Consider the following 16757-nt stretch of genomic DNA (forward strand, 5'->3'; position numbering starts at 1 on the left):
AATTGACGATCAAGAGCCTGGTGCCGGGCGCGGTCAAGATCCTCGTCGCCGGCGGTTTCGGTGTCGGGAAGACCACGATGGTGGGCTCGGTCAGCGAGATCGAACCGCTGCAGACCGAGGAGCGGATGACCCGCGCCAGCGTCGGGATCGACAGCCTCGACGGCATCCAGGACAAGTCCACCACCACGGTGGCGATGGACTTCGGACGGATCACCCTCCGCGAGGACCTGGTGCTCTACCTCTTCGGCGCGCCGGGGCAGTTCCGGTTCTGGTTCATGTGGGACGACCTCGCGCTCGGCGCCCTCGGGGCGATCGTCCTCGCGGACACCCGGCGGCTCGAGACCAGCTTCGCCGCCGTGGACTTCTTCGAGCAGCGGGGCATCCCGTTCGCGATCGGCGTCAACTGCTTCCACGGGCGGCGCGAGGCCAGCCCGGAGGACGTCCGGCGCGCCCTCGACCTCGGGCCGGAGGTGCCGGTGGTGCTGTGCGACGTCCGGGAGCGGGCGTCCAGCAGGGAACTGCTGCTCGCCCTGCTCGACCGGGTGCACCGGGAGGCGCTGGCCGCCGGACGGCGGTGAGGGCGGGCCGTCGCGGTCGGGCCGCCGCGGTCACGCCTTCGTCGGCGTGAGCTCGGTCAACGCGTCGACCAGGGTGGACAGTTCGGGCACCTCCGCGGCCTGGGCCAAGGTCGCCTCCAGGGTGGCGTCGTGCACCGGCCGGGCGGCCTCCAGCAGCGCACGGCCCGCCGCCGTCAACTCGGTGTAGATACCCCGACGGTCGTCCGCGCAGAGGTAGCGGCTGAGCAGCCCCCGGTCCTCCAGCCGGGTCACCAGCCGGGTGGTCGCGCTGCTGCTCAGCGCCGCCGCGCGGGCCAGCTGCTGCATCCGCATGTGCCACCCGTCCTGCCGGGAGAGGGCCTCCAGCACGGTGTACTCGACCACGGAGAGCTGGTGCCCCGCCTGGAGCGCCTTCTCCAGCGCGGTGTCGATCAGCCCGTGCAGTGCGGCGAGCGTGCGCCAGCCACTGGCCCGGACCTCGGCGGCGTCGTCGCGGATCCCCATGGCTCGCCTTCCCTTCGCGTTCACCCGTACGCCCCGTTGCGTCTTCTGTTCGACAGTATCCCAGTTGGCGCGGATTATCTGACTCTGCAATTACTTCGGTTCCGGGCGGCACCAAGGCGGCACGCAGCGGCACCGGCGGCCGGAGCGCGGCCGGGTGGTGCTAGCGTCGCGGCGGCGGCGCGTCGGCGTCCGCCCCGGACGAGATGTGCGCCGTACCCGGCCCGCGAAGACGACGCACCGAGGAGACGTCATGGCCGCCCGCACGCCGATCGCCCGCCCGCTGGACGTGCGGTGGATCCACGGCTCGCCGTCCGCGAAGCACAACACGGATCCGGACATCCACGTCCACGAGTACGACGAGCACACCGTCATCCTGCGGCAGAACAAGGCGGTCCACTACGAAGCGCCGTTCCTGTTCCTGCTGTTCGGGGCGGAACGGGCGGTGCTGATCGACACGGGCGCCACGGCCGAGCCCGAGTACTTCCCGCTGCGCGCGACCGTCGACGGCCTGGTGGCGAGGTGGCTCGCCCGGAACCCCCGGGAGGACTACCCCCTGCTGGTGCTCCACACCCACCCGCACGGCGACCACATCGCCGGGGACGGCCAGTTCGCCGACCGGCCGGTGACCACCGTGGTCGGCGGCGACCGGCCCACGGCCTGGGCGTACTTCGGCTTCGACCGGGCCCCGGAGGCCGTGGCCCGGGTCGACCTCGGCGGCGGGCGGGTGCTGGAGTGCCTGGCCACCCCCGGCCACCACGAGGCGGCGGTCACCTACTACGACCCGTGGACGGGCTTCCTGCTCACCGGCGACACCGTCTACCCGGGCCGGCTCTACATCGACGACTGGCCCGCCTTCGGGCGCACCGTCGAGCGGCTCGTCGAGTTCGCCGGCAGCCGCCAGGTCACGTACGTGCTCGGCTGCCACATCGAGATGACCCGCACCCCGGGCGCCGACTACCCGGTCCGCACCACCTACCAGCCGGACGAGCCCCCGCTCCAGCTCACCGTCGACCACCTGCACCGCATCCGCGCCGCACTCGCCGAACTGGGCGAGGGGCCGCGTCGCCACGCGCTGGACGACCTGATCCTCTGGCCCACCGACTGAGCGGGCCCGGGCCCGGACGCGCCCGTCACCCGGGCCGGGCGAGCGGCCGTCAGTGCGCGGCCGGGGGCGGGGTGAGTCCGGCGCAGCCGCGGAGGCCGTCGCGGCGCTTGAGGGCGGCTTCGGCGGCGGCGCCGGTGACCGGCTCGGGGATGCCCTTGTCGTCGATGGTGGCCGGGGTGAAGGCCTCGCCGGTGACCTTGCCGTCGGCGGTCAGGGTGAGGGTGGTGACGCCGGTCTCGTTGGAGTTGGGGTAGTTGGACGTCCCGTACCAGAGGAAGTTGCCGAAGCCGTACCCGACGTAGGTGTCGCCGAGCATGCCCGAGCCGACCATGGTGTGGGCGTGGGTGCCGACCACGGCGGTGGCGCCGGCGGTGGCGAGCTTCTTGGCGACGGCGGTCTGGGCGCTGGTCGGGCAGGCCTTGCCCTCCTCGCCCCAGTGCAGGTAGACGAGCACGACCGGGGCCTGGCGCTTCGCCGACTCCACCGCCTTGACCAGGGCGGGGACGTCCAGCGCCGAGGCGATGCCCGGCTTGTTGGCGCCGGCCCGCCACTTCTGGTTGGTGATGTCCTCGACCTGGCTGGCGGCGACAACCGCGACCTTCACCCCGCGCACGGTGGCGGTGTACGGCGCGTACGCCTCGGTGGCGTTGCGTCCGACGCCGATCACCGGGATCGGCGAGGAGCTCTTGGCGGCGAGGGTGTCGGTGAGGCCGTCGGCGCCGAAGTCGACGGCGTGGTTGTTGGCCATCGAGACGACGTCCACCCCGGAGTCCTTGAGCACGGACAGCGCCTTGGGCGAGGTGCGGAAGGTGTACGTCTTCGGCTCCGGCGCACCGCGGCCGGTGATCGCGGTCTCCAGGTTGAGGACGGACAGGTCGGCGTCGGCGAGGGTGCGGGAGATCGGGCCGAGCGCGGGCTCGGGCGGCTGCACCGACAGCCGGGCCTCGGTGCGGCCCTCGAAGTGGACGTCCCCGGCGAAGGCGACGGTGATGCTGCCGTCGGGCCGGGGCGCGCCGCCCTTGGTGGGGGCCGGGGCCGCGCCGGAGGACGGGCCGGCGGAACCGGAGGGCCCGGCCGTCGCGGCGCCCGCGGGGGAGGCCGGGGCGGGCGGCGGGTCGTCCGGTCCGCAGGCGGCGACGGCGGTCAGCCCGACGAACAGCGCGACGGCGGCCGCGGCACGGCGCATGAGTGGTTCCCCCCGGAGGATGGTGCAAGAGCGGTCAGCCTACGCCACCGAATCGGCACCGCTTCAGCTCGCCCCCGCAACCTTTCGGACACAAACGCGCAGCGGCGGCTCGGTCCCGGGCGCCGGCGGACGGCCCTCCCGGCCGGCCCCCGCCGCACCCGGCCACCGCCGCACCCGGCCACCGCGCCCCTGGCGACCCGGCGGGCCGAGGGGCGGCGTTGGACCATGGAGGGGAGGCAGAGGCCCACGCCGGAGGTGGTTCCGAATGGCCGACTTCCCACCGCAGTACCGGACGGCGACCGCGGAGGCGCGGCCTCCGGACGCCACCCGCGGCACCGCCCCGGACGCCGTGCACGGCACCGCCCCGCACGCCGCCCCGGACACCGTGCGCACCAAGGACTGGCAGCTCAGCCTGCACGTGGTCGAGGACGCCGACACCACCCGGGTGCACGCCGTGCTCGACGCCGACGGCACCGTGCTGCGCAGCGACGCGCTGGCCCGCCGCAACCCCCGCGACGACCCGGACCCCCGGGTCGGCGACGAGTTCGCGGTCGGCCGCGCCCTGGTCGACCTCGGCCACCAGCTGCTGCGCGCCGGCGTGCACGATGCCACCGACCCGGCCGAGGAGTGAGCGCGACGGCCACCGCGGGGAACGGCCCGCCCGACCCGCCGCCGCTCACGCCCGGATCGCACCTGCCCCGCGCCGTACCCGACCGCCGCACCCGCCCGACTTACCCACCCCGCGCCGCACCCGACCGCCGCACCCGCCGGCCCGCCGTGTCCCACGGCGGAACACCCGGACCGAGCAAGACCCGGCCGGGTACGCCATGCTGAACCGCGACGCCCCGAACCGGGCGCGCCGCAGCGGAGGAGCGCACCCCACCCATGACCACCCCGTCGACCGACGCGCCGCCCGACCCCGACTTCACCCCGGCCCAGCGCGCCCGCGGCCGGGCGCTGCGCCGCGCCCAGCTGCCGTGGCTGCTCGGCGGCCGGGTGGCCGGCCTGGCGCTGACCCTGGTGCTCGGCCTGAGCCCGGCCGGCGCCGCCCTGGTGACCGCCACCGGCCGCTGGTTCGGCGGCTCCCGCACCGCCGTCGCCCTCTCCGGTGCAGCGGCGTTGCTGCTGCTCGGCCAGGCGCTCCAGCTGCCGTTCGGCGCCAGGGTGCGCTCCGTCCGGGCGCGCTACGGACTGGTGACCCAGGGCTGGGCCGGCTGGGTGGTGGACGTGCTGCGCGGGCTGGCGCTCGGCCTGCTCCTGGTCCTCCCGCTCGCCCTCGGCCTGTTCGCCCTCACCGGCTGGTCGCCGCAGCACTGGTGGCTCCCGGCCGCCGGGGCGGCGGCCGTGCTGACCGCCGCCCTCTCCTTCCTCCACCCGCTGCTGATCGAGCCGGTGTTCAACCGTTTCGCCCCGATGCCGCCGGGCGAACTGCGCACCGCGCTGCTCGAGCTGGCCGGGCGGGACGGCGTGCGGGTGCGGGACGTCCTGGTCGCGGACGCCTCCCGGCGGACCACCGCACTGAACGCGTACGTCTCCGGGCTGGGCGCGACCCGCCGGATCGTCGTGTACGACACCCTGCTGTCGACCGCCGAGCCCCGCGAGGTGGAGCTGGTGGTGGCGCACGAGCTGGGCCACGTCAGACACCGCGACGTGCCGCTCGGGACGGCGCTGGGCGCGGTCGGCGCGGCCGTCGTGGTGGCCGTGCTGGGCTTGCTGAGCACCTGGCGCCCGCTGCTGGACGCCGCCGGGGTCGATGACGCGGGCGATCCGCGGGCGCTGCCGCTGCTGGCCGCGCTCGCCGCGCTGGCGGGTGCCCTGTCCGGCCCGGCGCAGTGCGCGGTGAGCCGCCGGATCGAGGCGAGGGCGGACCGGCACGCACTCGAACTGACCGGTGATCCCGGACAGTTCATTGCGATGCAGCGAAGGCTTGCGCTGGCGAACGTCTCCGATGTCGACCCGCCCCGGGTGCTTGAGCTACTGTTCGCCACTCACCCGAGTGCGACCCGCAGGATCGCGGCCGCCCGCGCCTGGCAGGCCGGACCGGGGCGGACGGCGGGCGGGACGGCGGGCGGGACGGCGGACAGGACTGCGGGCGGGACGGCGGGCGGACCGGTGGACGGACCGGCCGGCGGATCGGCGAGCCGGACGGCCGGCGGCGGCACCGGCGAGGCCGTCGGCGGAACCACCCCGGGCCCGGTCGGCGAGCCGCGCGCGACGCCGGGCAAATCTGTTGTATAGTGCAACAAATTTCGAGGAGGTAGGAACGCCGTGCCCGGCCGCGAGTCGTCCATCGACACCATTCAGCGCGAGCTGACCGCCTTCGCCCGCCGTGCCCGGCACAAGGCCTCCCAGCTGCACCCCGACCTCTCCCTGGTCACCTACAGCATCCTCGACCTGATCACCGAGCGCGGCGGCTGCCGGGCCGCGGACGTGGCCGCGCACTTCATGCTCGACAAGTCCACCGTGAGCCGCCAGGTCACCGCGCTGGAGAAGCTCGGCCTGCTGCGCCGGGAGGCCGACCCGGACGACCAGCGGGGCCAGATCCTGCGCGCCACCGAGGCCGGCCTGACCCTCCTGCGCGATGCCAACGAGCAGCGGCGCGCGGCCTTCACCACCCGCTTCACCGACTGGTCCGACGAGGACGTCGCCCGCTTCGCCGCCTACCTGGCCCGCTACGGCGCGGAGGAGTAGGCCGGGGGCCGGTCACGGCCGCGCGTCGCCACCCGGCCCGCGCCCGCACGGCCCGAGCGTGCCCGCCGAGGGCGCCGCCCCGGGCACCATCGCCCGGGGTGCGCCCCACCGGCCCCACGGTGTACAGAGGAGGGGTGCCCCTCCGGCAGCGTCCCGAAGAGCCGCGTCCTCGCGCCCGCCGCCGCTCCTGGCGACCTGACCGCCGCGCGCTGACGGCGCTGCCGCTCGCGCTGATCGTCGTGATCACCGTCGTCGACATCCTCTCCCCCGCCCAGGTCCACCTGGGCCCGCTGCTGATCGTCGCCCCCGCCCTGACCGCCTCCATCGCCGGCCCCCGTGCCACCGCCGGGGTCGCCCTGCTCGCGCTCGCCGCGCTCACCATCATCGGCGCCGTCCGGGACGGCCTGACCAGCATCAACATCGAGAGCCAGCTCGGGGCGCTAATCGTCGTCTCGGTCCTGATCGTCGGACTGCGGGTGCTCCGCGACCGGCACGAACGGGAGCTGGCCCGGGTCCGGTCGGTCTCCGAGGCCGCCCAGCGGGTCCTGCTGCGTCCGCTGCCCGAGCGGCTCGGGCCGCTGCACCTGGCCTCCGTCTACCTCGCTGCCGAAGCCGAGGCGCAGGTCGGCGGCGACCTCTACGCGGCCGCCCGCACGGCCACCGGCACCCGGCTGCTGGTCGGCGACGTGCGCGGCAAGGGCCTGTCCTCGCTCGGCGACGCGGCCCTGCTGCTCGGTGCCTTCCGCGCCGCCGCCCACCTGCACGCGGACCTGCCGGACCTCGCCGCCTACCTGGACGGCAGCGTCTGCTGGGACCTCGCCCAGTTGGCCGAGCAGTCCCGGCAGGCCCGGCTGGCCCGCCCGTCGCTGCGCCAGGGGCAGCAGGAGGCGCCCGACGAGGGCGGCGAGTCCTTCATCACCGCGGTGCTGCTGGACATCCCCGACGACGGCTCGCCGGTCCGCCTGATCGACTGCGGCCACCCGCCCCCGCTGCTGCTGCGCCCCGAGGGCATCACCGCCGTGGCCGCCCGCCACCCGGCGCCCCCGCTCGGCCTCGGCGAGCTGGCGCCGGTGGAGTACGAGGTGGAGACCTTCCCCCTGCGCCCCGGCGACCGGCTGCTGATCTACACGGACGGCGTGATCGAGGCCCGGGACGCCCAGCGCCGCTTCTACCCGCTCACGGAGCGGGTGGCCGCCTGGCAGGCCGAGCGCCCCGCCGCCCTGCTGAACCGGCTGCGCCGCGATCTGCTCGCCCACGTCGGCGGGCGGCTGGACGACGACGCGGCGATGGTCGTGGTCGAGCGGCTGCCGTAGCGCGCGCCCCTCGGGAGCGCCGCGGGGACGCCGGGAGGCGGGCTCAGGGCTCGTACGGCAGCTGCGGCACGTCGAAGCAGTTCTCGGTCATGGCGGGCACCTGGGTGACCCAGCCGCCCCGCCCGCCCTGCGCGGAGTCCTGCCAGCGGGCCGCGTTGAGGCAGGCCCTGGTCGGGCCGGTGGGCGGGGGCCGGGGGACGAAGGAGGCGGGCAGGATCAGCCCGCGCGCGTCGTAGGGCTCGGCGCGGTTCATGAAGGCCTCGACGCACCCCCGGGTCGGGGCCGCGCCGCAGGAGTCCAGCGCGTCGGTGAGCCACTGGGCGCCGGCCCACCCCTCCAGTTCCCAGGCGGACAGCCGGGCGGCCCGGTCCGGGTAGTAGCGGGCCATCGCGGTGCGGAAGTCCCGCACCGCCGGGTACTGCTCGTCCTCGTAGTCGAGGCTGGAGGAGGTCGCCCAGAGCGCGTTGCGGCAGTTCGGCGAGGAGGCGTAGTCGGTGCGCACCGACTCGGACCAGTTCTGCACGTTGGTCACCTTCGCGGCGACGGTGACCCCCGCCTCGTCCAGCGCCCGGCAGAGCGCCGCGTTGCCCCGGGTGTCCATCGCGTCGAACAGCAGCTGCGAGCCGTCGGCCCGCACCGCCGCGGCCACCGCCTGGAAGTTCGGCAGCGCGAAGTCGACCGTCTGGAGCAGCACCCGGTAGCCCTCCGCCTCCAGCCCGGCCTTCAGCTGTCCGGCGTAGCGGGCGGAGTCGGACTGGTTGTAGGCGACCACGGCGGCGCTGCTCGCGCCCAGGCGCTGCTTGAAGAAACGGAACACCTCGGTGCTCTGGTACAGCGTCCCGTTCCAGCCGACCGCCCGGCCGTCGCGCGGGGCGGCACTGCCGTAGATCCCGTACAGGTGCGGCCAGCGGTCGTACGCGGTGCCGATCGGCTGGCCGCCGATGTCGGGGACGGCCCTGCCGCTCACGTACGGCGCGCCCGCGTAGTCCAGCACGCTGCCGCTGACGAAGGCGAAGACGTGCGCCTGGTCGATCAGCCGGTGCACGCAGTCCTGGTTGCCAACACCGCTGCCGCCGTCGTCGCAGGTCACCAGCTTGACGGTGCGCCCGTGCAGGCCGCCGTGGTCGTTGAGGGCCTGGAAGAAGGCCTCGGCGCCGTAGCGGGGGCCGCTGAACACCTCGCTGCCGACCGGGCTGGTGAGCGAGGTGACGATGCCGATCCGGATCTCGGTGGCGGTGACGCCGGTGTCGGACGCCGGGTTGCTGCCCGAACCGGCCGTGCCGCCGCCGGTGCCGCCCGACGGTCGGGCGCGGGCGGTGAAGTCGGCCTCCGGCAGCCGGGTGCCGCACCCGGTGAGGGCCGGTGCCAGGGCCAGCAGGGCCGACAGGGCCGCTGCCGAGGCCCGCAGCGGAACGCGGGCGGGCCGCCGGCGCGGGATCGCGTCGGCGGCCCGGCGTCGCGGCGGGACGGTCGGCGGCGCGGTCAGCTGCATCCGGGGACGGGCGTGCCGCTGGCTCCGCCGGCCTGGGTGAGCAGGCCGCACAGGGTGGCACGGGAGACCTTCCAGGTGCCGTTCTCCAGGACGGACTGGCCGGTCGCACTCGGCTCGACCTCGTTGCCCTGGAGGAAGAGCGCATAGGTGACGGTCGCGTCGGCGGCGTCCGTGAAGGCGACGTCGTTGACCTTGGCCTTCACCTGGCCGACCCGCGGATCCTGCGAGAAGCCCTGGAGCACGGGGAGCAGCGCGTCACCGCCCTGGAGCAGCTTCGCCTTGTCGGCGATCGGGGTGGCGGGGTCGAAGAACCGCTCCCAGTTGGTGGTGATCTCCGCCTTCGCGGCGGCCGGATCGGCGGGGGCGGTTCCGGTGGCCCCGGCTCCGGCGCTTCCGCTCCCGGTCGCGCCGGCGCTCGCACTCGCACTGGCGCCGGTGCCGGCGCCGCCGGTGGCGCTCACGCTCGCGCTCGCCGAGGAGGGGGCCGAGGAGCCGGACGAGCCGCTGCTGCACGCGGCGGCCGAGCACACCAGCAGTACGGCGAGCAGGCCGCCCGCCGTCCGCCGGAGGGGGCCGCCGCCCTCGTGGGTGCCGCTTCGCGTCACGTGCATGGTGATCCCTCTCGGCTTCGCCGCCCGGGCCGGTCGCGCGGTGGGCCCGCCCTCGCTGTCCCGGATGCTGTTCCAGGCCGATCCTGGAAACGTCTCAAGTGACACCATGAAGGCGGATCCATGGACGAATCGCAATCCGACGGAGAAATCACCCGTACCGACCCGAGGGTTTCCCCCGTCCGGCGCGGTGCCCGGCTGCTGCGGAGCCTCCGCGGCGGGCGCGAGTGGGCCGGCTGGCTGCTCGTCGCGGTCGGCGCGGTGCTGTGCGTGCTCGGCTGGTACGGGGTCTCCGGGGAGCGGTTCGTCGAACAGCAGGTCCCCTATCTGGCCTCCTCCACCGTCCCCGGCGCGGCGCTGATCGTGGCGGGCGTGCTGCTCGTGGCGCTGCGGCAGCCGCCGCCGCGCGGGGACCGCGGCGACCGTGCGGACCTGACCGACCGCCGGGTGGAACGGCTGTACGACCTGCTGGTGGAGCCCGAGGCCACCCCGCCACCCGGCGGCCCGGCCGACGGGCGGGGCTGGCTGGCCGTCCCGGAGGGCACCCGCTACCACCGGCCGGACTGCCCGCTGGTCATCGGCAAACCCCGGGCCGGGGCCGTGGACGCGACCGCCGTCCGCGAGCGGCGCCTGACACCCTGTCCGCTCTGCTCGCCCGACTCCCCCGCCACCCCTCCGGGCGAACCCGCACCACCGGGCGGCTGACCCGATGGACACGCTCCTCGCCGCCACCCCCGACTCGCTCGGCCTCACCGTCGACCTCGCCCTCGCCGGGCTCACCGTCGGCAGTGCCGCCGCGCTCAGCGGCATCGGACTTGTCGTCTGCCACCGCGCCACGGGGGCGCTCAACATCGCCCAGGGCGCCCAGGCCATGGCCATCGCCTACCTGCTGCGCGACCTCGTGGTGGTCCGCCACTGGCCGATCTGGCCCGCCGTCGCCTGCTGCCTGCTGGTGGTCGCCCCCGCGCTCGGCGTGCTGCTGGACGTCCTGGTCCACCGCCCGCTCCAGCGGCGCGGCGCCGGCCCGGCGGAGACCATGGTGGCCGGGCTCGGCGTGTTCGTCCTGCTCATCGGCGTGGCCGTGCTGCTGTGGGGCTCCGCGCCGCTGGCCGGAGCACCCTCCCCGTTCGGCGGCGCCCCGATCCGGCTCCCCGGCGGGCACCCGCTGCGGCCCGACACCGTCGCCCAGCTCGCCGCCATCCTCGTGCTCGGCCTCGCCGTCGCTGCCACCACCCGGTGGACGCGCTTCGGCCTGCGGCTGCGCGCGGTCGTCGACGACCGTCGGCTGGCCGCCCTCACCGGGGTCGACGCCGACCGGGTCTCCGCCGCCGGCTGGGCCTTCGGCACCTTCACCGCCGGGCTGGTCGGCGTCGCGCTCGCGCCGTACCTGCTGCTCGACCCGTACGGGCTGCCGCTGCTGGTGATGGAGACCATGGCCGTCGCGGTCGCCGCCCGGCTGCGCAGCCTGCCGGTCGCCGTCGCCGTCGGGCTCGGGCTGGGCATCGCGCAGGCCGAGCTCACCCGGCTGCGCCCCTCCGGGCAGCTGCTGCCCCTGGTCGAGGCGGTGCAGTCCAACCTGTTCGTGGTCGCGCTCCTGGTCGCCGCGCTGCTGGCCGGTCCGAGGATCACCGGCGAGCCGGGCGCGGCCGCGCCGCTGGCGGCCCGTCACCCCGGGACCGGCCCGGGCGGCGGCGGGAGCGGCACCGGCCGTGGCGGCGGGAGCGGCACCGGCCGTGGCGGCCGTGGGGGCGGCGGGCGGCTCGCGGTGGCGGTCTGCCTGGTCCTGCTCCTGCTGCCGTTCGGCTTCCGGGGCAACGACCTGCGCAGTGCACTGGCCGTGCCCGCGCTCGCCCTGGTGCTGCTGTCCGTCGTGGTGGTCACCGGGTACGGCGGCCAGATCTCACTCGGCCAGGCCGGCTACGCGGGCCTCGGCTCCCTCGGCACCGCGCTGCTGATGTCCGGTCGCATCCCCGGCCTGCCGCCGCTGCCCGCCGTCCCCGCGCTGCTGCTCGCCGTCCTCGCCACCGCCCCGCTCGGCCTGCTCACCGGTTGGCCCGCGATCCGCCGCCGCGGGCTCGCGCTCGCCCTCGTGACTTTCGCCGTCGGCACGGCGATGAGCCGCTTCGTCTTCGAACAGCCGTACGCGACCACCGGTCTCGTCCTCGACCGCCCCTCCTTCCTGACCGGCGACCGCGCCTTCTACCTCGCCGAACTGCTGCTGCTGGGCCTCGGGCTGCTCGCCGTCCGCGGTCTGCACCGCGGCCGGACGGGCCGCGCGCTGACGGCCATGCGCGACCACGAGGCCGGGGCGGTCGCGGCGGGCGTGGACGTCCCGGGCCTCAAACTCCTCGCCTTCACGGCGGGTGCGGCCCTCGCCGCCCTCGGCGGCGGCCTGATGGGCATGGCGGGGCGCGCCTTCGACGCCGCGTCCTTCGACCCGGTGCGCGGGCTGCTCTGGTTCGCCGCGGTGGTGGTCGCCGGGGCCGACAGCGCGCTCGGCGCGGTCCTGGCGGCCGCCCTGCTGATCGGCCTCGACGCGGGCACGGTCGCGGGCGTCTCGGCCGTGGCCGTCGGCGCCCTGGCCGCCGCCATCGGCCGCCTGCCCGGCGGACTGACCGCCCTCCCACGGCGGCGCGGCCCCGGACGCGGCAGCACACCGGCTCCGCCGCTGCCGCCGTCCCGGCTCAGCCCGACGGGGCGGCGGGTACGGGAGGCACTGGAGCGCCGGCTGTGAACGCCTCGCCGACCCGGGCCGCTTGGGGTGCCGCAGGCCGCGGGGTGGCGGCCGGCCCCCGTCGGACGTCATCCGGCCGCCGTCCACGGCCGCACCGCACACCGCGCCGGTGGCAGCCACTCCCATCCGGCGCCGCTCGGACGCCGCATCGCACCGCCCCAGCCCCATCCCCGCCCCCGGCCCGCAGCGCCGGCGACCGCGAGATGACCAACTGCCGCATGCCGCACCACCACCCGGCCGTCCGGCGCGGGCCGCCACCCCCAACCCGCCGCCCACCACCGACCCACCCCCACGGCACCACCACCCAACCGGAAGAGCACCCCCCCACTCCCCGCCCACACAACCGAAGGCCCGCCGTGAACTCCACCCCCGCCCCCGGCCCACAGCGCCGGCGACCGCGAGATGACCAACTGCCGCATGCCGCACCACCACCCGGCCGTCCGGCGCGGGCCGCCACCCCCACCCGCCACCCACCACCGACCCACCCCCACGGCACCACCACCCCAACCCGAAGAGCACCCCCACTCCCCGCCCACACAACCGAAGGCCCGCCGTGACCTCCACCCCCGCCCCCGCCGCCCGGCTCACCGCCCGGGGCCTGGTACGGCGTTACGGCGGCATCGAGGCCGTGGCCGGGGTGGACCTGGTGGCGCCGGCCGGGCGGATCACGGCGCTGATCGGGCCGAACGGGGCGGGGAAGAGCACCCTGTTCGACTGCCTCGCGGGGACTGCCCGGCCCGACGCCGGGCGGGTGCTGCTGGGCGGGCGGGACGTGACCGGGGTGCCGGCGCACCGGCGGGTGCGCCTGGGCCTGGCGCGGACCTTCCAGCAGATCGCCGTCTTCCCGACCCTGTCGGTCGCCGACAACGTCCGGGTCGGGGCCGAGCAGCGCGGGGGCCGGACGGACGCCCGGGCGGCCGCCGGGCGGACGGACCGGGCGCTCGGGTTGCTGGGGCTGCGAGGCATCGCCGCCGAGTCGGCCGGGGCGCAGCCGACCGGTGTGCTGCGGCTGGTGGAACTGGCCCGGGCGCTGGCGGGCGGGCCCCGGGTGCTGCTGCTGGACGAGCCGGCGGCGGGCCTGGACGCCGTCCAGACGGCCCGTCTGGTGACCGTGCTGCGCGACCTCGCGGGGCGTGGCATGGCACTGCTCCTGGTGGAGCACGACGCCGAGCTGGTGGCCGAACTCGCCGACTCGGTCTACGCGATGGCGGCGGGTCGGGTGGTCGCCGCCGGTCCGACGGCGGCCGTCCTGGCGGACCCCCGGGTCGCCGGGGCGTGGGGGTCGTCGACGTGACCGCCCGCCCCGCCCCGCGCGGCCGCCCCTTCGGCGACCCGGACGCTCGCGGGGTGGTCCGATGACCGTTGCCGCCGCCCTGCGCGCCGCCCGGGTCCGGTACGGCCCGCTGGAGGCGCTGCACGGCGTGGACCTCGCCTTCCCCTCCGCGGCCGTCAGCGTCCTGCTCGGCCGCAACGGCGCCGGGCGCACCAGCGCCCTGCACGCCCTCGCCGGGCTGGTGCCGCTGTCGGGTGGGCGGGCGGTCTGGCGGGGGCGGGAGGTCACCCGGCTCTCCGTCCACCAGCGGGTGCGGCTGGGGCTCGTGCTGGTGCCCGCCGAGCGCGGGGTGTTCGGCTCGCTCAGCGTCGCCGAGAACCTCGGCCTCGGCGGCCCCGGTCGGGACGAAGTCCTGGAGCTCTTCCCCGAGTTGACCACCCTGCTGGGCCGTCGCGCGGGTACCCTGTCCGGCGGCCAGCAGCAACTGGTGGCCATCGGGCGGGCGTTGGCGGCCCGGCCCGGCCTGCTGCTGCTCGACGAGCCCGAGCGCGGGCTCTCCCCCGCCGCCGCCGCCCGGTTGCACGCCCGGCTGCTGGCGGACGCCGCCGGGGGCCGTACGGTGGTGCTCACCGGCCAGTCGCTGCCGTGCACGCTCGCGGGGGCCGCGGTGGTGTACGTGCTGCACCGGGGCGAGGTGGTCTTCGCCGGTGAGCCGGGGGAGCCGCTCCCGGGGCGGTTCACGCTCTCGCCGTGACCGCGGCCCCGGTCCGTACGGTCGCTCGGCTGCACCGTCCGTACCGCCGCGCGGCCGCACGACCCCACCGTCCGTACCGCCGATACGACCCCACCGTCCGGCTGCCGCGCGGTCCGCCGGGCTACGGCCGGTACACGTAGGGCGTGGTGGTGCTCAGCTGCACGAAGCCGAGGCGCTGGAGGATGGGGCGGCTCTGGTCGCTCGCGTCGACGTAAAGGTACTCATAGCCGAGCTCGGCGGCGCGTCGGGCACGGTGGGCGACCAGGGCGCGGTAGACGCCGCGACCGCGCCAGGCGGGCACCGTGCCCCCGCCCCAGAGACCCGCGAAGCCGGTACCCGGGTTTAGTTCCATCCGGGCCGCGCTGACCGGTTGGTCGCCGGCCAGGGCGAGGACCATGGCGATCTCCTCCGAGCCCTGCCGGAGGTGGTCCAGCAGCCGCTCGCGCAGACCGGGCGAAGGGGTGCCGAAGGCCTGGTCGTGGGCCGCCACCATGAGTTCCACCCCGGCCGGGTCGGTCACCGGCTCCAGCCGGACGCCGTCGGGCAGCGCCGGGTCGGTCGGCAGGTCCGCGATTCGGGCGACCATCAGCGCCTCGTCCGGTCCGGCGGTGAAGCCGGCCGACCGGAGCCGTCGGCCGAGGTCGGCGGGGCTGTCGTAGGTGTACGCCTTCCATTCGAACTCCCGGCCCAGGGCCGTGAACCAGCGCACCTGTGCGGCGATGGCCGCGTCCGCTCCGGCGGTGTCCAGGGCCGACCAGAGGACGCCGTTCCAGTCGTGCTCCCCGCCGACCTGGCGCAGCACGGCGCCGTCACGCTCGACGCGCACCCCGGGGCCGTCCGGCCGGGCGCCGCGCCTGACCCGCTCGTCGAAGAGGGCGAGGACATGATCACGATTCATCCGAGGAGTCCACCACGGCCCTCCGCCGGGCGCCACCGGTTATCGGGACGGCGCCACGACCCCGAACCCCTTGCCCGTTCTCCGCCCCCACCCGCCCGCCTCCTCCCCCGGTTCCGCCCGCCCCCGGTCCGCCCGTTCCGAGCCGGATGCCCCTCACTCGGCCGCCCGGACACCCCGTGATCACGGTCAAGGTCTGCCGGGCACCGGCCGGGGGCGGACTCACAGGTCCCAGCGGCGCCCGGCCGCCCACTTCTCCACCGTCTGCCAGTGGATCTGCGGGTGGGCGGCGTGCAGGGCGTCGATGTCGACGTCGAGGCCCGGGTCCTGGAAGTAGCGGAACATCGCGGCCAGGTCGTGGGAGTGGGTCTCCACGACGGCGAGCGGCACCTCCTCGCACCGGATCGGGCGGCCTGCGGCGGCGGTGATGGCGGCGGCGATCTGCTCGCCGGTGCACCACTGGGAGGCGAGGTCGACGCGCCGGCCGGTGTAGGCGTCCGGGTGGGCGAGGACGTGGGCGGCGAAGGCGCCGATGGTCTCGGTGGAGATCACCGGCAGCGGGACGCCGGGCGGCATGGGAAGGTGGAAGACGCCCTCGCGGAGGGACCGGAGGGTCCAGTCGTTGGCGTAGTTGTCGAGGAAGGCGGCCGGGCCGAGGACGGTCCACGGCAGGTCGAGGCCGGCGAGGTGCTGTTCGATGCGCTGCTTGGTGTCGAAGTGCGGGATGCCGGTGGAGCGGTCGGCGTTGGTGGCGGAGGTGAGGACGACGTGGCGCACGCCGGTGGCGGCCGCCGCGTCGAGCAGGGCGGTTCCCTGGCGGACCTCGGTGTCGAGGTCCGTCCCGAAGGGGGTGGACATCGCGAACAGCGCGCCGGCGCCGTCCAGGGCGGCGGTCAGCGAGGCCGGGTCGTCGAAGTCGGCGAAGACCGGTTCGGCGCCGAGGGAGCCCAGTCGGCGGGCGGCCGGGGAGCGGGGGTCGCGGGTCAGGGCCCGGACGGTGCGGCCGGCGCGCAGCAGCGCGCGGGCGGTGGCCCCGCCCTGGGCGCCGGTGGCGCCGGTGACGGCGACGGGGACGGGGAGCTCGATTATCTGCGTCATGCAGATAAAGCTACGGAGAATTGACTGCCCCGCGCAACTGTTTATCCGCAGCCCGGCTACCCTTCCCCCATGACGCCCACCCGCGACGAACTGATGGCCCAGCTGTGGCCGGTCTCGCGCCGCTACCTGGCCTCCTACGTGCTGTTCAACCAGGCCGTCGCCGACCACCTCGGCATGCACCCCACCGACGTCCAGTGCCTGAACCTGCTCACCCTCGAGGACGGTCCGGTCACCACCGGCCGCATCGCCGAGCTGACCGGCCTCACCAGCGGCTCGGCGACCCGCCTGGTCGACCGGCTGGAGAAGGCGGGCCTGGTGGCCCGCCAGCGGGACACGGCGGACCGCCGCCGGGTGCTGGTGGCCGTCCTCCCCGAGGCGCTGACCCGCTTCGGGGAGGTCTGGCGCACCCTCGGCGCCGACTGGGCCGCCGTCTTCGCCGACGACAGCGAGGACGAACTCGCCTTCCTGCTGCGGCACATGAACCGCACGGTGGAACTCGGCCACCGCCAGATCGCCCGCCTCAGCGGGACCGGCCCCGCCTGACCGC

17 protein-coding genes and 1 riboswitch are annotated in these 16757 nt (G+C 76.0%); of the genes, 11 read left to right on the plus strand and 6 right to left on the minus strand.

Annotated elements, in window-relative coordinates; all coding sequences use genetic code 11:
- The first annotated feature begins 2 nt into the window (after positions 1–2).
- The gene (locus ACGF07_RS13155; protein WP_392898030.1) at positions 3–578 is read left to right on the plus strand and encodes an ATP/GTP-binding protein; all 576 of its coding nucleotides are present in this window, start codon (positions 3–5) and stop codon (positions 576–578) included.
- Between the two features lie 30 nt (positions 579–608).
- On the opposite strand, the gene ACGF07_RS13160 is transcribed toward ACGF07_RS13155, so the two are convergent.
- On the minus strand, positions 609–1061 hold the full coding sequence (locus ACGF07_RS13160) for a MarR family transcriptional regulator (RefSeq protein ID WP_350739544.1): 453 nt from the start codon (positions 1059–1061) through the stop codon (positions 609–611).
- A gap of 171 nt (positions 1062–1232) precedes the next feature.
- Positions 1233–1300, plus strand: a riboswitch (guanidine-III (ykkC-III) riboswitch).
- 11 nt (positions 1301–1311) lie between these two features.
- Here ACGF07_RS13160 and ACGF07_RS13165 point away from each other — a divergent pair.
- Entirely contained in the window at positions 1312–2166 is an 855-nt protein-coding gene (locus ACGF07_RS13165; protein WP_392898033.1) for an MBL fold metallo-hydrolase, read from the plus strand.
- Between the two features lie 49 nt (positions 2167–2215).
- Here ACGF07_RS13165 and ACGF07_RS13170 read toward each other — a convergent pair whose 3' ends face one another.
- Positions 2216–3352: a CapA family protein gene (locus tag ACGF07_RS13170; protein WP_392898036.1), complete on the minus strand. Its 1137-nt coding sequence runs from the start codon at positions 3350–3352 to the stop codon at positions 2216–2218.
- A gap of 265 nt (positions 3353–3617) precedes the next feature.
- Here ACGF07_RS13170 and ACGF07_RS13175 point away from each other — a divergent pair, with 265 nt between their 5' ends.
- From ACGF07_RS13175 to ACGF07_RS13190, 4 genes are all read left to right on the plus strand, one after another.
- A complete protein-coding gene (locus ACGF07_RS13175; RefSeq protein ID WP_392898039.1) occupies positions 3618–3983 on the plus strand; it encodes a dsRBD fold-containing protein in 366 nt (121 codons plus the stop codon).
- Between the two features lie 254 nt (positions 3984–4237).
- Positions 4238–5590, plus strand: coding sequence for a M48 family metalloprotease (locus ACGF07_RS13180; protein ID WP_392898042.1), 1353 nt, complete (start codon positions 4238–4240; stop codon positions 5588–5590).
- A 30-nt stretch (positions 5591–5620) separates the two neighbouring features.
- Positions 5621–6043 (plus strand): MarR family transcriptional regulator, encoded by a 423-nt coding sequence (locus ACGF07_RS13185; RefSeq protein WP_350739559.1) that lies wholly within the window; start codon positions 5621–5623, stop codon positions 6041–6043.
- A 134-nt stretch (positions 6044–6177) separates the two neighbouring features.
- Positions 6178–7356: a PP2C family protein-serine/threonine phosphatase gene (locus tag ACGF07_RS13190; protein WP_392898045.1), complete on the plus strand. Its 1179-nt coding sequence runs from the start codon at positions 6178–6180 to the stop codon at positions 7354–7356.
- Positions 7357–7399: 43 nt separating this feature from the next.
- Here the strand turns inward: ACGF07_RS13190 and ACGF07_RS13195 are convergent, their stop codons facing one another.
- Together ACGF07_RS13195 and ACGF07_RS13200 are read right to left on the minus strand one after the other, a co-directional pair.
- Positions 7400–8848: an ABC transporter substrate-binding protein gene (locus ACGF07_RS13195; RefSeq protein WP_392898048.1), complete on the minus strand. Its 1449-nt coding sequence runs from the start codon at positions 8846–8848 to the stop codon at positions 7400–7402.
- A complete protein-coding gene (locus ACGF07_RS13200) occupies positions 8839–9459 on the minus strand; it encodes a hypothetical protein (RefSeq protein WP_392898050.1) in 621 nt (206 codons plus the stop codon). The genes ACGF07_RS13195 and ACGF07_RS13200 overlap by 10 nt, the downstream gene beginning before the upstream one ends.
- A 120-nt stretch (positions 9460–9579) precedes the next feature.
- On the opposite strand from ACGF07_RS13200, the gene ACGF07_RS13205 reads away from it, so the two are divergent.
- The 4 genes from ACGF07_RS13205 to ACGF07_RS13220 all read left to right on the plus strand — a co-directional run bounded on the left by ACGF07_RS13205 (position 9580) and on the right by ACGF07_RS13220 (position 14217).
- Complete coding sequence (locus tag ACGF07_RS13205) at positions 9580–10161, plus strand: hypothetical protein (protein WP_350739567.1); 582 nt, start codon at positions 9580–9582, stop codon at positions 10159–10161.
- Positions 10162–10165: 4 nt separating this feature from the next.
- Positions 10166–12190, plus strand: a complete 2025-nt coding sequence (locus ACGF07_RS13210; RefSeq protein WP_392898054.1) for an ABC transporter permease — start codon at positions 10166–10168, stop codon at positions 12188–12190.
- A 553-nt stretch (positions 12191–12743) separates the two neighbouring features.
- Entirely contained in the window at positions 12744–13484 is a 741-nt protein-coding gene (locus ACGF07_RS13215; RefSeq protein WP_392898056.1) for an ABC transporter ATP-binding protein, read from the plus strand.
- 61 nt (positions 13485–13545) lie between these two features.
- Positions 13546–14217: an ABC transporter ATP-binding protein gene (locus ACGF07_RS13220; RefSeq protein WP_392898058.1), complete on the plus strand. Its 672-nt coding sequence runs from the start codon at positions 13546–13548 to the stop codon at positions 14215–14217.
- 121 nt (positions 14218–14338) lie between these two features.
- Here ACGF07_RS13220 and ACGF07_RS13225 read toward each other — a convergent pair whose 3' ends face one another.
- Together ACGF07_RS13225 and ACGF07_RS13230 are read right to left on the minus strand one after the other, a co-directional pair.
- On the minus strand, positions 14339–15115 hold the full coding sequence (locus ACGF07_RS13225; RefSeq protein ID WP_392898061.1) for a GNAT family N-acetyltransferase: 777 nt from the start codon (positions 15113–15115) through the stop codon (positions 14339–14341).
- A 219-nt stretch (positions 15116–15334) separates the two neighbouring features.
- Positions 15335–16210 carry an NmrA/HSCARG family protein gene (locus ACGF07_RS13230; RefSeq protein WP_392898063.1) on the minus strand — a complete coding sequence of 292 codons (876 nt, stop codon included), beginning with the start codon at positions 16208–16210 and terminating at the stop codon, positions 15335–15337.
- 69 nt (positions 16211–16279) lie between these two features.
- Here ACGF07_RS13230 and ACGF07_RS13235 point away from each other — a divergent pair, with 69 nt between their 5' ends.
- Positions 16280–16753: a MarR family winged helix-turn-helix transcriptional regulator gene (locus ACGF07_RS13235; protein ID WP_392898066.1), complete on the plus strand. Its 474-nt coding sequence runs from the start codon at positions 16280–16282 to the stop codon at positions 16751–16753.
- The last annotated feature ends 4 nt before the right edge of the window (positions 16754–16757 follow it).

Origin of the sequence: Kitasatospora sp. NPDC048194 (assembly GCF_043202455.1) — a bacterium.
Lineage (GTDB): Bacteria > Actinomycetota > Actinomycetes > Streptomycetales > Streptomycetaceae > Kitasatospora.